This window comes from Microbulbifer sp. MCCC 1A16149 (assembly GCF_050368945.1).
Lineage (GTDB): Bacteria > Pseudomonadota > Gammaproteobacteria > Pseudomonadales > Cellvibrionaceae > Microbulbifer.
In genome coordinates this window covers 2219360-2235241 of record NZ_CP185959.1, presented here as the reverse complement: position 1 = coordinate 2235241, position 15882 = coordinate 2219360, and the positions used below count along the sequence as shown (strand labels likewise).

Annotated in this window: 13 protein-coding genes; 12 read left to right on the top strand and 1 reads right to left on the bottom strand. The window is 46.3% G+C overall.

All coding sequences use genetic code 11. The features are described from left to right. Positions 1-164 precede the first annotated feature (164 nt). From ACONT6_RS09445 to ACONT6_RS09390, 12 genes are all read left to right on the top strand, one after another. Entirely contained in the window at positions 165-893 is a 729-nt protein-coding gene (locus ACONT6_RS09445; RefSeq protein WP_428821448.1) for a hypothetical protein, read from the top strand. 20 nt (positions 894-913) lie between these two features. Continuing rightward, positions 914-1675, top strand: coding sequence for a hypothetical protein (locus ACONT6_RS09440; protein WP_428821447.1), 762 nt, complete (start codon positions 914-916; stop codon positions 1673-1675). A 21-nt stretch (positions 1676-1696) separates the two neighbouring features. After that, on the top strand, positions 1697-1984 hold the full coding sequence (locus ACONT6_RS09435; protein WP_428821446.1) for a hypothetical protein: 288 nt from the start codon (positions 1697-1699) through the stop codon (positions 1982-1984). 29 nt (positions 1985-2013) lie between these two features. Continuing rightward, a complete protein-coding gene (locus ACONT6_RS09430; RefSeq protein WP_428821445.1) occupies positions 2014-4791 on the top strand; it encodes a glycosyltransferase in 2778 nt (925 codons plus the stop codon). Between the two features lie 123 nt (positions 4792-4914). Further along, on the top strand, positions 4915-6654 hold the full coding sequence (locus tag ACONT6_RS09425; RefSeq protein WP_428821444.1) for a hypothetical protein: 1740 nt from the start codon (positions 4915-4917) through the stop codon (positions 6652-6654). A gap of 119 nt (positions 6655-6773) precedes the next feature. Further along, entirely contained in the window at positions 6774-7604 is an 831-nt protein-coding gene (locus ACONT6_RS09420) for a hypothetical protein (RefSeq protein WP_428821443.1), read from the top strand. Positions 7605-7749: 145 nt separating this feature from the next. Beyond that, positions 7750-9258: a LicD family protein gene (locus tag ACONT6_RS09415; RefSeq protein ID WP_428821442.1), complete on the top strand. Its 1509-nt coding sequence runs from the start codon at positions 7750-7752 to the stop codon at positions 9256-9258. A gap of 22 nt (positions 9259-9280) precedes the next feature. Then, on the top strand, positions 9281-9739 hold the full coding sequence (locus ACONT6_RS09410; RefSeq protein ID WP_428821441.1) for an adenylyltransferase/cytidyltransferase family protein: 459 nt from the start codon (positions 9281-9283) through the stop codon (positions 9737-9739). Between the two features lie 61 nt (positions 9740-9800). After that, positions 9801-11327 (top strand): LicD family protein, encoded by a 1527-nt coding sequence (locus tag ACONT6_RS09405; protein ID WP_428821440.1) that lies wholly within the window; start codon positions 9801-9803, stop codon positions 11325-11327. Between the two features lie 104 nt (positions 11328-11431). Continuing rightward, a complete protein-coding gene (locus ACONT6_RS09400; protein WP_428821439.1) occupies positions 11432-12121 on the top strand; it encodes a hypothetical protein in 690 nt (229 codons plus the stop codon). A gap of 255 nt (positions 12122-12376) precedes the next feature. Continuing rightward, positions 12377-13597: an NAD-dependent epimerase/dehydratase family protein gene (locus ACONT6_RS09395; protein WP_428821438.1), complete on the top strand. Its 1221-nt coding sequence runs from the start codon at positions 12377-12379 to the stop codon at positions 13595-13597. 30 nt (positions 13598-13627) lie between these two features. Then, the gene (locus tag ACONT6_RS09390; RefSeq protein ID WP_428821437.1) at positions 13628-14917 is read left to right on the top strand and encodes a hypothetical protein; all 1290 of its coding nucleotides are present in this window, start codon (positions 13628-13630) and stop codon (positions 14915-14917) included. On the opposite strand, the gene ACONT6_RS09385 is transcribed toward ACONT6_RS09390, so the two are convergent. Then, a complete protein-coding gene (locus ACONT6_RS09385; RefSeq protein ID WP_428821436.1) occupies positions 14914-15867 on the bottom strand; it encodes a hypothetical protein in 954 nt (317 codons plus the stop codon). The two genes, ACONT6_RS09390 and ACONT6_RS09385, sit on opposite strands and share 4 nt — an antisense overlap. Positions 15868-15882 lie beyond the last annotated feature (15 nt).

Genomic DNA, 15882 nt, shown 5'->3' with positions numbered 1-15882 from the left:
TCGGTGATGCCGCTTGGTGTGTAATACGCGTGATTCACTTCGAAATTCTGCAGTATCCAGCTGATTCGCTGCCCATTCACCGCTATAATTAACCGTTTCCTATATCAAGACTGACTGGCCTAGGCTAGGCAGGGTCGCTTGAACTTAAAGTTGGAGTACAGAAAATGAGCAGTTCGGAGCGTGATGGAGTCGAGGCATTGGCCGAAGACTTACGCTATTTCGAAGCGTTGGTAAAAGACGATGTCCAGATCTTACAGGCAAAAGTCATCGACGCCATTGAGGCTAGCGCGAACCCATACGACCATTTGAAAGCAGTCACTGATGTGTTGGTTGAAAATCAGTCGCAGATATCTGCTCGGGTCAAGGTGCTAGAGCAGGTCTTGCTTGGTAAGACTGTCTTGAATACGTCAGGTACAGCGATGTCTCAACCAGTCGCGGAGCACAACTATGCGCCGCAGGCACAGTTAGATGTTTCAGCGGCGGTATTTGGCGATAGCCAAAATATGTACGGTGTTGAATACACTCCTGAAGGCTTGGCGTATAGCTGGACAGGCCCAGCGCCGGAGATCGTATTCGACGTACCAGTACTGCGGAATGTAGACAAAACCTTTCGCCTCGGTTTTATTTCCGCGATGGACGATGATGAACTTCTGAAGGAAGCTCAAATCCTCGTGGATGGGGCGGCTCAGCAGGTAGATCTAAATTTTGACGGCCAAACTCGAGGGTTGGTTTGTCTTATCCCGGCAAATGAGGGATCCCGGGCCACACGCATAGAAGTGAAGTTGGTTCGTACATTGAGTCCGGCGGAGTTAGGTAAGGGTGAAGATCAGCGGAAATTGGGCCTTGCTGTAACCGGCTATCAAGTGACTGATACGGAAGGGCAGTCGGCCTGACTAGCATTTGGTGGCTTTGAGTGAGAAAACTGATTTTACATTACCACCTGTTTAAAAATGCGGGTTCCTCGATTGATGAAATTCTCAAACAGAGCTTCGATGATACTTGGCTGAAATTTGACAAGGAAAAATCCTCGGCGAAGATCTTACCTGCGGATATGCAGGTGTTCATCAATGATCACCCGGGGGCAAGGGCTATATCTTCGCATCAGGTGATGCCGCCCCTGCCTCAGGGTAAATTCGAAGTCTTTCCTTTGGTTTTTCTCCGTCACCCTCTCGATAGAGCGCGTTCGGCATATCTATTTGAGTGGAAAAAGCAACTTGGACTCACTGAGCCTAAAGGGAGCTTTTCAGACTATGTTCGAGAAAAGCTTGACCCGAAGAATAGTGGGCCCATAAGTAATTTCCAGGTCTTCCAGTTGTCGAATGAGGCCTATGAAGGCGAAAAGCCGCGACACGGATCGGCTCCGGAAGAGCGATTGGAGCGGGCCAAGAGTTTTCTCGATGAGCTGGCTTTCTTTGGCTTAGTGGAGCGTTTCCACGAGTCATTGCAACGTATGCATTTTTACTTGCAGTACCACTTCCCTGAGCTAAAAGTTGTAAACAGGCAGGTAAACACTTCTCAGGATGCTGCAGTGCAATTGGAAGAAAAACTGATGACTGTCCGGCAAGAACTTGGCGAAGCACTCTACGGTGACCTGTGTGATCGCAACAAGCTTGATATACAGCTTTACAAGTACGCTTGCGAGCGCTTTGACGCTGTAGTTCCGAAAGAAAATTGAGTTTTAATTCTCGGTGATTTTATGAGTGATTCTGTAGAGCAGCTACTGCTTGACAAATACAAATCAGAAAAAGAAAAAGGTGAATATCTGTTTCACCGTTTGTGTGTTTCCTATGCAAAAGTCTATATGTTCCGCCGGTCGCTACTCGGACGGCTCATTGGCCATATAGAACGATGTATTCGCTATGCGACGTTTCGTGCATCGTCAAAAAGTGAGCTGACGCAACTTTATGAGGCTGCGCTACTGTTTCAAGAAGAGCGTGGAATTGATTTCCAGGCCGTGTTGAAAGAACACGACAAATACGCCTGAGATGTCAGCATTAGATGTATTCAAACCCAATGAATGAAATGTGTAGTGAGCAATCCGACGCTCGACAGCGTGACATAAGCGATAGTTATGACGCTGAAACTAAAAAAAATTCGTATCTAGCCGGTGAGGTGGTACGTTTTTCCACTGGAATGGATCAGGTTGCCCAGAGCAAGTTAGGCCGAGCCGCCTTTGCTCTTGAGCGTATTATGAGTCGGATACCATTTGTTGGGAGTCGACGGTATCTCGACGAAGCTCTTGAGTTAGCTCGCTTACCTGCTGAAGAGCGGAGCAGGTTCGCTCATATGATGTCGCAGAAGGTTTGCTCAATACATCAGTCAGAGTACTTTTCGTCGCAATATGCTCGTTTCATAGAGGATGGTCTGTCTTCTGAGGTGGAGCAACTTGATGAGACGGATCTCCAGGCGCTGGAAGATATAAACTCCCTTCTATACCAGCGTTTAGTCGAGCAGCAAGCCACAATCGGAAGTGGGCTGAGTGGGTTAGTGGGGCGCTTCATGAGGGCCGCGGACTGGATTATGGAAAAATGTACTTCCGGTTCCGGTGAAACCGGGCATCTTCATAGTCTTTGGTCTGAAAATAGAACTTTCAAGAGCGACCATGCTGGAGATCTAGCAGCAATCGAGGGTCGTGGTTTTAGCCGTTTAAAGTATCTGCTCCAAGTCGTGCGCTATGCACTTGCCAATCCCTATGCAAGTCTACGTATTTTCACCTGGCACCGCTTCAAGCGTCTAATCCGTGTACTGCTGGGTATGGAGCAGTTGAATGGCGCTGCGTGGATTGAGCAGCGGTTTCCTCTCGACGGGAATGTTGCAGAGAATCCGGTGATTTTCCCTGTGGATAGTGAGTCCTGTGAGTCCGAAGAGTTAGTTTTTCCCGCGTATGAAAACCCGTTCGTCAGTATTATCGTCCCAGTATATAACCAGTACGCTACTACGCTCTCCTGTCTACAGGCTGTTCTCGCACATACGAGTGATGTCTCATATGAAGTCATCATCGCGGACGATCAATCGAGCGATATTACTGAAACGATTGGTGATCGGGTAAAAAATCTGCTTGTTGTACGCAACGAAGTAAACCTCGGTTTCCTAAAGAACTGTAATAACGCTGCCAAATCAGCGCGTGGCAAGTATGTTTTGTTGCTCAACAACGATACCAATCCTCAATCGGGATGGTTGCAGTCGCTCTTGGATGTGTTTGAACAACAAGAGAATGTTGGCCTTGTTGGTCCAAAACTGCTGTTTGAAGATGGCGTGTTGCAGGAAGCGGGCGGAATTATCTGGCGTGACGGTAGCGGTTGGAACTTTGGCCGCGGTCAAAGTCCGGATGCGCCGGAGTATAACTATCTGAAGGATGTTGATTATATTTCCGGCGCCTGTGTGATGTTGGAGAAGTCACTATGGGACGATCTGGGCGGCTTTGACGAACTGTTTTGCCCGGCCTATTACGAAGATACAGATCTTGCGTTCCAGATTCGCGCCCGCGGTTTGCGCACAATCTACCAGCCTGCTTCTAGAGTTGTGCACTTTGAAGGGGTTAGCCATGGTAGTGACATCAACTCTGGTATTAAAAAGCAGCAGCGTATTAACCAGGGCGTCTTCCGTGATAAGTGGAAGCAGGTCCTGGACTCGGAAAATCATCACGTCGGTGTAGATGTATTTAATGCTCGTGAAAGGGCTGCTAGTCAGAAAACAGTACTGTTTATTGACCACTATGTCCCGTTCTATGACAAGGACGCAGGATCACGGTCTACCTTTCTCTATGTAAAGACAATGGTGGAGATGGGCTACCGGGTTAAGTTCTTGGGGGCGAATTTCTTCCCACATCAACCCTACACAGAAACGTTGCAGCAGCTAGGTGTTGAAGTTCTCTATGGAGAGCGTTTTGCGCGAAACTGGAAGCTTTGGCTCGAGGAAAATGCGGAGTATCTCGATGTCATCTATCTGCATCGTCCGCATATTACCGAAGACTTTATTGCTGATATTAAGTCGCTTAAAAATTGTCCTCGCCTGGTCTATTTTGGCCATGACTTGCACTATTTACGGACCGAGCGTGAGTCAGAAATTACCGGTAATAGCAAACTGCTTAAGGCGGCTGAAGATTGGAAAAAGCGCGAGCATCGGATTTTCGAGCAAGTGGATACGGTGCTTTATCCCTCTGACGTTGAGGTAAGCGCGGTTCAGGAGAGTTCCCCGGGAACTAAGGTTGCTCAGCTTCCACTGTATGTTTTAGACGCGCCCAATATCGGTAATTTTGACTTCTCAGAGAGAAAGGATCTGTTGTTCGTTGGTGGTTTTACTCATGCGCCTAACGTCGATGCAGTACTCTGGTTTGTTAATGAAGTGATGCCTAAAGTCCTTTCCCAGGCTGAGGGCGTTCGGCTTCATGTGGTGGGTTCCAATGTGCCAGAGGCTATCAGCTCGCTTGCTTCAGATAGTGTCGTAGTGCACGGATTTGTCAGCGACGGAGAGCTGGAATCGCTGTATCGCTCGATTCGGGTTTGCGTCGTACCACTGCGGTATGGTGCCGGTGTGAAAGGGAAGGTGCTCGAAGCTATTCAGTCGGCGGTGCCACTCGTTACTACGCCGATTGGTGCGGAAGGTATCCCTGCAGCCGATACTGTGATGGCAATCGCCGATGGTGCCGAAGAATTTGCCTCCGAGTTGCTCAAATTATATACCAGTGAAGTTGAATGTAGGGCGCAGCTTGTTGAGCGGCCCTCATATGTAGACTCGCATTTCAGCCCTGGCGTGGTTCGTGCAGCAATTGAGAAGCATATTGTTTGTTGAATAGATCGTTAAGGGTATTTTTAGTCTTTATTTCAAGTGGCAGTAGTCCACGAAGATGGCAGGAAAGGTAGGTTTAAGATTTTATTGATGTTCTGTTGGAACCAATAAAATAAGTGGTATTTTATGATCAGCAATACTGTGGCGCTTTTTAAGAATCGAGCAAAGGTTTGTCGCGAATTTGTCGCGGTTGCACCCGTACGGTTCTTTTTTGACGTTGTGTTCGGGTTTGCTAAAAGTATTCTTGAGTTATTTGTTTTTATCCTGCCAATTAAGATCGTTCTCATCCTGGCAGCTCCGCAGATGCCCGTCATGTTTGACCGCTTTATACCGGGGGTTACTCGCGGAGAGTGGGCGGGTATTCTCACTGGCCTTATTGTTGTCCTTCATATTTGTGTGCTCATACTGGATTGGTACCTTAAGCGGTCGGCTCGGAACTACACGGATAAGTTTTCCGCGTTACACAAAAAGGGTAGGTTCGCTGACAGTGGTTTCCTGACGTCAGTCTATAGTGGAATTGTAGATACCCGTACCGGGACACTGGTGCTTTTGGCACTAAGTATCGTTGTGGGTATTGTATATCTAGATTTTTTACTGTTTTTCTTCCTTGCTTTGTCCGTGGCCATTATCGGAGCTATTTCGCTAGCTTCGATATTTGATGGATTCAGGGCGGCATTTATCAAGCGTCCACCAGATGTGCTGGGAAAGATTTCTAACCTGATATTTATCTCCTGCTTTTGTTACCTCGTCTATGCTTTTATCCTCTCGGAAAGTCGACCCGAGTTTCTTCAGGGGGTTGTGTCAATAATTCTAAGCAGGCGCTTGCTGGGTGCTGTTTCCCAAAAGGCCGGTAATCTGGTGTGGTTCAATAAACAGAAAGCGGCAATTCAAAAATTATTTTATCGGGGGCATACGGCCCTGATACAGGGAGGCGGGAATTCTCGGGCATTTATCGACAATGTCACGAAGGCGTCTTTGCCGACATTTGCCAATCGCGTTTTGGAAAATGTCGGTTTCGCGCCCGAGTCTGACCTGAGTTGCGAATGGATAGTGTCACCTATCCAGTGGATGAACATTGTACAGTGTGCTTTCCCAGCAGGGGATTCAACGACTGATAAGGTTTTAGTTCTTAAGGTATACGAGCCGAATAAAGCAAGAGTTGCAAAGAATGAACTGGAAGTTTATCCGGAGTTGGAAGCTGCGGGTGTTATTCCGAAATTTATCGGAATGACGGAGGTTGATGGATATCAGGTTCAGGTTCATCAAATGTCTAGCAGCTGGGAGTTTACGAAAAATCAAGATGTAATTGCGGGTATAAGGCGCAAGTTTTTGCCATTGCAATTTGATGATGCTCTGATTGAGGAGTACTGCTCAGTACACCCAATTCTGGTAGATCGGATGACCGCTTCACTGCTGTCACGTCTTTACCTGATTCCAGACAATGAAGTTACTGATATTCTCGATTCATTTAAAGAAAGATTACCGGAGATCTCAAGTCGGATTAAGGATTTACCACTTCTTCTGTTACCCCCCGATCCCTTCTTGAAGCTGCTTACCGTTAACGATGGCGAGCAAGAGTATCTATTAGGCCTGGGTGAATGGAGGATTGAACCCATAGGGTTTTCGATGTGGCCAGCTGACTCTGCGGAAGACATGCTTGCCAGCCTTCCTTGCGCTGACTCGGAGCGGGAAGATTTCGATAGATCCACCCTGATGTCTAGCATTCAAATGTGCTCGTTACTGACTCTGCTGGAAAAACACTGCCGTAGTGGTCGTTTATACGAAGGCGTTGACGTCGTCACGCAGCTCATGAATATGACAGAGGTGGCCGAGGATCGAGGCGAGCTTCAGGCGGTTACCGTGTGATGTCTAGTTACACCACGCCCTCTATTGTAAGAGGGGTGTGTAGGAGCGGCTCTAGTTTTATTGAATATATTACGCCGGCGATTATGGCTGGCGAACTAATGATTAGTGGATAGTGGTTTATGCGTTTAGTGATCACCCATGGGCATATTTTCAAGAATGCAGGAACAACCTTTGATTGGGCGCTGCGGCGCAATTTTGGCGAAGGTTTCTGTGATCATCGTGACGATGCGCCTATGAGACAGCGAGGCCGTGATTACCTGCAGGAATTTTTGACAGATCACCCCGAAATAAACGCCCTTTCTTCACATCATATGTGCGATACCAGGGGGTTGCTGGGTATTAAGCCTTTACCTGTCTTTTTTCTCCGGCACCCCTTATTGCGGGTTCTTTCGGTATATAGCTTCGAGAGAAAGCAGAAATCTGATACGCCAGGTGCTCAGGCTGCAAAAAAGTATGACCTGAAAGACTATGTAAAGTGGCGTATGGAGCCTAGTGTCGGGCGAACCATACGGGATTATCAAGTTGCGTACCTTGCCTATGGGTGCAAGTTACGGAATTCTCAAAGTGTCGGGTTGAAGCATTTTTCTGCCGCCGCAGAAAGGTTTGGAGATGGTTCCTTGGTTGGGGTGGTGGAAGACTTCGATCGATCACTAGTCGTTTTCGAAAAGGAGCTTGGAAAACATTTTCCGAATATCGATTTGAGCTATGTTCGCCAAAATACCACCCGGTCTGTTGGATCAGAACAGAGAAATATGAATTATCTCGCACGTGAGCTAGGCGACGAGGTGTTCGAACTATTGGTTGAAAACAATAGTTTCGACCTTGCTCTATATCGAATGGCGAAAGAGGGGCTCGTTCAGAAAATTTCTGATATCGAAGGGTTCGAAGTACATCTGGAAGACTTTCGCAATCGCTGTGATCAGTTGAGCGCAAGCAAAAAGAGAGCCTAGTGCTTCAAGGTGTGTTTAGTAAATCGCACCCAATTGACATGACATAGCCGGCGGTATGCCTTTCGTATCGCATGTTGAGGGCTTATCAAGTCCGATCAATAACCTGGCTCGGAAGGCCGGGTTATTCTATTTGGCAAAGTGAATTATGGTTTTAGATTTAGTTCGGTCAATATTTAGGCGGCATCAGCCCGCGAGTGGCTACCCGTGGGGCGAGGGCTATATCGGCCCTCCGCTATTCGGTGTCGACAAAATACCTTTTGAGGTGGCAGTTTGTAATTTGCTCACTGCCTTCAAACTTGATCTGGCCGACGTAAACTATCTGCATCTGGCAAGCATCTCATTTAGAATTAATGGTAAATGGTTGTCGTTACAGGAATATGACGGTTTAGTGTTTGAGCAAAGTACCGTTGCAAATAACGATACAGCTTTTGAGATTACCTCGCTCGCGAATGGATCAAGTGCCTTCTTCTCTACCCGCAAAGAAAGTAAACCATATGTAATTATACGCTTTCCCAAGCCTGTAAGGGTTGAGGCTATTCGCGTAGTCAATAGGCGCGATGGGTTGTGGCATAGAGCCCGAAGCTTAAGGGTTTTTGGTGAGTGCTCTGGCGCTGAATGGCGCTGCTTTTACGACGGCTCCGATGGTGAGTCACGTATAAAGTGGTTGGCTGCCATCATAGAAAACGTCCAAGAATATGAAGATTTCCCGTCTGCGGTGAACCGTTTGATTCGTCAGCTCAAGGCGTCAGTGCAAGCTGGGACTGTAGACTCTGTAGGGATTCGCTCCACTCTAAATGAGTTTTTTGCACAATTTGAATTTCCCATCGCCGATCAAGAAGCCGTTGAATTTTTTGCTTCAGATATGGCTTATTCCTTGGCGCAAATTATTTGTTTTTTCGACTCGGGATTCGGACTTCATGCGGCTCGATTTTCGATCAACATGTTGGTTTGTCACGGTTTTCGGCGGGATGGATTCAAGCTCTATACGCTCGCCAGCCGTTCACTGTCTGCAGAGCAGCTAGCTCAAATTGAGTCTGATATAGAAGTCGTTGGGCAGAAAAAGTTCAATCATCCGCTGATACCTGCGGCCCATACTTTTGCTCGTCCTCTTTCGAGCTACCCGCGAGACGCTCTGCTAGATACAATTGATGCGGTTTTTTCGGCGCTGAATAGTCCAGCCAGTTCTCTGATGTTGTGCTATGGCACATTACTTGGCTTCTATCGTGATAACGATTTTATCGCGCATGATGACGATATCGATCTGTTGTGTATTACCAATGGTGGTCGGTCTCAAGTTATGAATCAGGCTAATGATATTGTTGGGCGCCTGACTTCGGCCGGTTTCAGGGCGAAGATTAACATTAATAATCGCAAGGAAAATTTGCCTTTTGTGCAGGTTTTCTCAAAGGCGCACAAGGTTCATGTTGATATATTCATAGCATATGCGGAGGCGGATGAGATATTTCTGCCTATGAATAACGTTAAATATTCAAGTGTATCGAAAGATGTAATGCTCCCGGTTTCGCGGCGGGAGTTTTTCGAGCGAGAGTATCCCGTGCCTGCGCAAATAGAGCCGTTTTTGGTAGCACGTTACGGTGCCACATGGAATGTTCCTGACAAACACTTCCGCGCAAATGAGCACGGAAAGCGCTAAGTTTTAGTAATGAGAATTTGATATGACCAAGACCGTTATCACTTACGGGACTTTCGATCTCTTTCATGTTGGACACGTAAGGCTTCTAAAGAGGCTTTCCAAGCTTGGTGATCGTTTAGTGGTGGGCTGCTCTACTGATCAGTTTAACGAGCTGAAGGGGAAACGTACAATCATGAGCTATGAGCAGCGCAAGGAGGTTCTCGAATCATGCCGCTATGTAGATGGTGTTTTCCCGGAGTCGAACTGGGAACAAAAGCGTGAAGACGTGCTTCGGGAAGAGGCAAGTATATTCGCAATGGGAGATGATTGGGTTGGAAAGTTCGATGAGCTCTCCGATATTGTCGAGGTCATTTATTTGCCAAGAACACAGGATATCTCGACAACAGAAATTAAAGAGCTGGTCGCTTCTGTAAAGCAGGACAAGAAGCAGGAGCTGCTAAACGTATGCGATCATCTGATGGCCCTCGCCACCAGGTTGTAGAATTTTTAATTTTTTCAGAATCATATAGTTAGTAGAAATAGAAGAAAGTTGAGGCGATATTTTGGGAGAGCTTGCTGTACCACAACGGAAGGGGGGGCTGAGTAGCTTCTTTTCAATGTCTCCGAAGCTGGAGATTGAGGTGTCCGGATTGGACATTTTCGCATTTGAGTTGCCCGTAAATGACTTTGTGGGTTCTATAGAGTTGTCCCTTGAAGATGTTAACCATCTACACTTGTCAGAAATTGACTTGCAAATCGATGGTAGTTGGGTTTCGTTGAGAGACGGTATTTGCAGTAGTTTTTCATCTAGCTCAGTCATGCGAAATGAGGACCGTTTTTCACTCGAAGCGTGGTTGTCTGGAAAATCATCCTTTTTTTCTACTAAAAAAGAATCCCAACCTAGTGTCAGGTTTGTACTCGAAGATGAGCGTTTCGTACAGTCGATTCGACTTCTCAATCGCCGCGATGGACTCTGGGAACGGTCCAGGAACATTCAGGTTTCTTTAGAGTCCAGCCGTTCCGCGAGCCGGTGTGTTTTTGATGGCGCATCGTTTACGTCGGTTCGAAAGTTTCTCTATCGGAGATTAGGCGAGGTCGATCAGTCGGTAGTACAGTCAATTCTCGGTTTACAGGCAGCGCGGGACCTTTATTGGATTGGCTTTTCACTGAATTCTGGGGTGTCTTACCATCTTCTACGAGCACGTATTTCTAAAATGATCGAACGTGCGTCTGTAGCTTTGGAAAACAGCTTGCATGCAGATTTTGATTCTTACCATAGTGCCTCTGCAGAGATTTGGAAGCTTTGTTCAATTTGGATGCAAATTGTAGATAGGCCGAGTTCGGCCCTAAGAAGGGGCTTGATTTCTTCTTTAATTCTGTCTGATAAAGGCAGGCATGCATTTAGATATTTCAAACATACCATTCGCGAATGGGATGCGAATGATGTTTCTGAACTTGAAAACTTGGTTGGCTATTTAGGGCAGAAGCGAGATGGCATTCCTTTAATTGTAGGCGCGCATGACTTCACCCGTTCTTTGAGAAGCTACCCTAAGTCGGTCTTGTTTGGGACGATAATTGATGTTCTGGAAGTATGTAAGCAAGATGATGAAATCATTGATTCGATGATTTGCTACGGGACTCTGCTCGGGCTTTATCGGGATGGCGATTTTATTGAGCATGACGATGATATCGACCTTTTGGCAATCGTGGATGCCAATCTCTGGGGTAATGTAGAGCCGTTAATTAGCCGGCTAAAGCAAGCGCTGCGTGCGCGAGGTTTGAGAGTCAAAGAGACGAGCACTAATGATTCTTCGAAAACGCCATTGCTCCAAATTTTCTCGAATTGTCACCCGGTCAATGTGGATTTGTTTTTTGGCTTTTTACAGGAAGAATCTGTAAATTTGCCGATGGCGAAAGTAAGATATTCCCGAATTCCGGCAAGGCAGCTTCTCCCGGTTCAGAATTGGGTTTATGGAGATTATACGTTTGATGCTCCTGCCGAGATTGAAGAGTTTCTTATATCCAGGTACGGCTCTAGCTGGCCCACACCTGACCCATTGTTCAGGGCGAGCGAGTACAAGAAGAAGTGATCAAACGGTGTTTTGTGCTTGATTGCCCTGAGTCGGAAAGTGCGTTAGCTTTGCCGGCTAAGTGCTACTAGGTGTTGTAGCCCTCTTTTTAATGGTTTGCCCAGATGAATGTTATTGTTTTTCAGCATGATCTCTATTGCCGAACCGGTTTATTTCGAAAAAATGTTGATCTATATAGAGAATTTTATAAGGGAAAGAAGGATCTCAACTTCATTGGATTTGATGCTAAGAGAGCAGAAAAGTTTATCAAGCGTGAGTTTGGCGATTCTTGGCTGAGGGCGTACAAGAACTGTATTCCCTGGGCGATGAAATCAGATATCTTTCGAGTTCTCGCGGCTTATGTTTTGGGTGGGTTATATCTTGACTCCAAGTTTGCTGTAAAAGCAGTTCCCGCGTTTATTAAAAGTAAGCCGGATAATTTGCATATATGCGAATGGCACGATAGGCGCATTGTGAATGGAATATTTTATGCACCTCAAAGGCATCCGCTGGTCGCCGAGTTGGTTGATAAGATTTATGCAAATTTGAATGACCCGAAAAGGTCAAATAACGTGTTTAACACTACCGGGCCGGCAGTGTGGCGCTTTCTGCTTTGCGATATGGGGGCGGATATCGACGGCCATTACAGAGTTAAGCCGCAGTTTGCGGATCAAGTCTCTGTGTTTACCAAGCGCGCGTTTTTCAGGCGCCAAGGAATACATTTGGATTTGCCAAACACTCGTGGAACCAGTGAGCACTGGTCGAAGTTCCAAAAAGAAAACTCTATCTATCGAGATGCTCCGCTCAGAAAATAGGAAGTATTGAACTTTCTATCCGTAGTGACTTTTAGTTTTTAGTCGATATTTACACTGAATATTTAGCATTTTCCTTCCCCCCCCATGCCAAGTGGGGGTTCTCACTTCTGCCTGACCCGTCACCAGACTGAAACACTTTATACATATTTATGTAACGCAAGGTAAATATGATTGCTGTGTTTTGATTTCAATTTGATTTTGGTCGTTTCACAGGGAGGTTCTCTGTGAGGGCGATTTCAAGCAGGGTAGTCTGGCATGAAAAAAGTATTGGTTCTCGGCGGCGACGGTTTTTGCGGCTGGCCGACGGCACTTCATCTGTCTGAACATGGCCATGAAGTGGTAATAGTAGATAATTTATCCCGCAGAAACATTGATAATGAGCTTGGGATCACGTCGCTGACACCCATTTCCTCTGTCGAGACTAGGTTGTCAGCATGGGCCGAAGTAAGTGGTAAAACTATCCGGTTTGTGCATATTGATATTGCCCATGAGTACCGGGAATTACTCGACCTGATACTCGATTTTGAACCTTCCACAATAATCCACTTCGCTGAGCAACGTGCTGCGCCGTATTCTATGAAGTCTGCGAAGCATAAAATTTACACAGTAAATAATAATCTGAACGCCACACATAATGTCTTGGCGGCGATGGTGGAAAGCGGCCAAGATATACATCTCGTTCACTTGGGGACTATGGGTGTATATGGGTACGGCAGTGCCGGTATGAAGATTCCTGAGGGGTACCTGAATGTCAGGATTCAGACCGACGCCGGGAGCTTGGTAGAGCAGGAGATTCTGTATCCGGTCAATCCTGGCAGTATTTATCATATGACCAAAACTCAGGATCAGTTGTTCTTCGCCTATTACAACAAAAACGACAATCTACGTATTACTGATCTGCATCAGGGCATTGTTTGGGGTACCAACACTGCGGAGACGAACCTTGATGAGAGGCTAGTCAACCGTTTTGATTACGATGGAGATTACGGCACTGTCTTGAATAGGTTTGTCATGCAGGCGGCGATTGGTTTCCCGCTTACTGTACATGGAACTGGCGGTCAGACCAGGGCCTTTATTCATATTCAAGATACTGTCCGCTGTATTCGACTTGCTGTTGAGAACGAGCCAGTCGCCAATGAGCGTGTACGGATTTTTAATCAGATGACCGAAACTCATAAAGTGCGCGATCTCGCCAACCTGGTTGCAGAGCTTTCTGGAGCCGAAGTCAACTATATGAGTAATCCCCGTAAAGAAGCACCTGAGAATGATCTGTTTGTTTCCAATGATTGTTTCTTGCAGATGGGCTTAGAGCCAATATTACTTTCTCGTGGGCTATTGTCAGAGGTTAATGATATTGCCAGGAAGTATGAAGCCCGCTGTGATCGCGAAAAAATTCCTTGTGTTTCTTATTGGACAAACGAGCAGAGGGAAGATGCTGTGGCAGCGCGTTCAGATGAGGAAACCTTGACTGCGTGATGTATCCGAAGTCGGCACGCGGAGTATTTCATGCGTGCCGCCATCCTCTTTTTGCTTGGTAAAACTATGTTTTTCGATTTACTCAAAAACGATCCGGTTACTGAACTATGTCGCCGAGTTTGGTTGTCTAGTCAGCCCCGTCCAATTGTCGAAGAGGTGGCGAGTCAGATTACTGCGCCTCGGGATCGCTTGCGCTTTTTTATGGATGTTTGTGATCACGCATTTAAAAAGGGAGGGCAACCCTTCGGCAAAGTGTTTAACTTGGTGTGTGCCTATTTGATCAGCCGAGGGGATATTGAGGCCGCGCACACGATAGCGTTTCGGTATGACGCGCTCGACCTGGCAGTTGTTTCTTTAAATCGATCGCAGGTCATGTTCCGTAGAGGAGATGTCGATGCTGCGATTTCCCATGCAAGAGATATCGAGGTAAATAGCAGTTGGTCTGCCTCTGTTGTAAGCAGTTTATTGATGACATACCACGATTGGGGGCATCTGGATGGCATTATTGGTACAATCCAAAAGCATACAGGGAAGAGTACCTTTGAAGAGATCTCGAACAAGTTTCACATTCTGGCAAATAATAGTGGTATCCACGAAGAAAACAGTGACTTTCCCATTTACTGTATCAACCTGGACCGGGATGAGCATCGCTTTTTAGGCCTCAAAAACCTTTACGAGAGAATAGGATGTAGCGTCCTGCGTCAACCTGGCGTGCTCGGTAGTGCGGTACCACAACTGATGCGTTCAGCACTGTTTAGAAGTGATCTGCCACCGAATTCGATCGGTTGTTGGTCATCCCAGGTGCGCACCTTGGAGAGAATAGTGGAGTCTGTCCATGAGTGCGGGTTAATCATTGAAGATGATGGCCTTCCTGCTTTTGGCTTTGGTGTTTCTGATCTATTGGAGGCTGCGCCGCAAGGGTTTGATATCTGTTTTCTGAATGATCGAGCTGTACCAGGTTGGTGGTCGGAATCTCGCCATACACCTCGGATGATCGATGTTAACGAGCGTTATGACAGTATCGCATCAAGTGTGCGTGCAATTGGCGCGGATGGTTATCTTGTGTCAAAGCGCGGGGCAGAAAGGATTCTTGATGACTTGGCACGGTATGGGGCGGTTAAGCACTATGACTGGCAGATCTACTCTTACGGTATTGAAAGCGTCGACGCTGATGATAGTCGACATGTGAGCAAAATTGTAAAGAGTGTTCGAAGAAGCTCAAAAACGGATTTGAAACTTGATTGTTATGTGTCAACTATCCCGTATGTTGTCCACAGTCCAATGGGTTTTAATGCCAGGGTGCACGTCAATAATTCTTAAGATGCAGGTAGTAGTTCGTTGAGTTTCTCTCTGATTAATGAAATTTCTTTTTTGGTTATAGGTTTTTCTTCGATAGCCGAATACGGTTTGTAATCAAACAGACTGTTTTTGTTGAAGTATTTTTTTGCAATCTTCATGTCTCGTTTGGCATTCAGTCGCTGTACCCAGTTGAAAACTCTTGGGGTTACTTGAGTTTTTTCACTCGGGAAGTGCTTGTTCAGTTGTGGTAAAACCTTGTATAGCTGCTTTCCAGAATACTGATTAACTTCTCCACTTTCGTTTATATGCCTTTTGAACTGTACGATTTTTGTATTCAGTGAAGGATTTGCATCTCTCTCGGATTTAGAAATTTCCGGTATGTCGCTGGTTATTCCCAAGGACTTTTCAAGAAAGTCCAGAATGATATTTTGTTGTGCCAGTTGTTGTTTTTCGTAAATTCGCACATCAAGGAGGCTCGGAAAATTTCGTTCCCACCTTCTGATGAACTTCTCGTAGTTTACTCTAGAGTAATAGTAAAGAAAGAATTCAGTTAACGTACCGGAGTAAGTCGTCGCGTGAATCTTCTGAGTGTATGCGGACGCCAGGTATGAGAGGTGGTCTCGTAGATATACCGTAACCTTTACATTTCTGTCTTTCAGGTAATGCTTCGTGATCCAGGGTTGTCGCTGTTGAAATGCCTCAGAAGACAAAATAGGTGTTAGCTCCGGGGTAGTTTCAATTTCCTTCTCTAGTTCGGAGACAAGCAAGTTCAGTTTTCTGGCTGTTAGAATCCCGGCTTTGATCCTTGGAAGGTTCTCCGCTATCTCGTGGTGGCCATACCCTCGAATTCCGGTTTTCGGGTAGATGTATCCCTGTGAAGATAGCCAGCCTCGATTTGCTGCCAGAAAGCGTTGTATCGCTGTGGTGCCAGTTTTATGACGGCCAATATGTAAGATCAGCTCTTTATTCATGTAATTAATTTGGTC

Bases quoted from the DNA above. Each gene is read 5' to 3' on its own strand.
- ACONT6_RS09445 (WP_428821448.1), top strand. From the start codon at position 165: ATGAGCAGTTCGGAGCGTGATGGAGTCGAGGCATTGGCCGAAGACTTA.
- ACONT6_RS09435 (WP_428821446.1), top strand. From the start codon at position 1,697: ATGAGTGATTCTGTAGAGCAGCTACTGCTTGACAAATACAAATCAGAA.
- ACONT6_RS09430 (WP_428821445.1), top strand. From the start codon at position 2,014: ATGAATGAAATGTGTAGTGAGCAATCCGACGCTCGACAGCGTGACATA.
- ACONT6_RS09425 (WP_428821444.1), top strand. From the start codon at position 4,915: ATGATCAGCAATACTGTGGCGCTTTTTAAGAATCGAGCAAAGGTTTGT.
- ACONT6_RS09420 (WP_428821443.1), top strand. From the start codon at position 6,774: ATGCGTTTAGTGATCACCCATGGGCATATTTTCAAGAATGCAGGAACA.
- ACONT6_RS09415 (WP_428821442.1), top strand. From the start codon at position 7,750: ATGGTTTTAGATTTAGTTCGGTCAATATTTAGGCGGCATCAGCCCGCG.
- ACONT6_RS09410 (WP_428821441.1), top strand. From the start codon at position 9,281: ATGACCAAGACCGTTATCACTTACGGGACTTTCGATCTCTTTCATGTT.
- ACONT6_RS09400 (WP_428821439.1), top strand. From the start codon at position 11,432: ATGAATGTTATTGTTTTTCAGCATGATCTCTATTGCCGAACCGGTTTA.
- ACONT6_RS09395 (WP_428821438.1), top strand. From the start codon at position 12,377: ATGAAAAAAGTATTGGTTCTCGGCGGCGACGGTTTTTGCGGCTGGCCG.
- ACONT6_RS09390 (WP_428821437.1), top strand. From the start codon at position 13,628: ATGCGTGCCGCCATCCTCTTTTTGCTTGGTAAAACTATGTTTTTCGAT.
- ACONT6_RS09385 (WP_428821436.1), bottom strand. From the start codon at position 15,867: ATGAATAAAGAGCTGATCTTACATATTGGCCGTCATAAAACTGGCACC.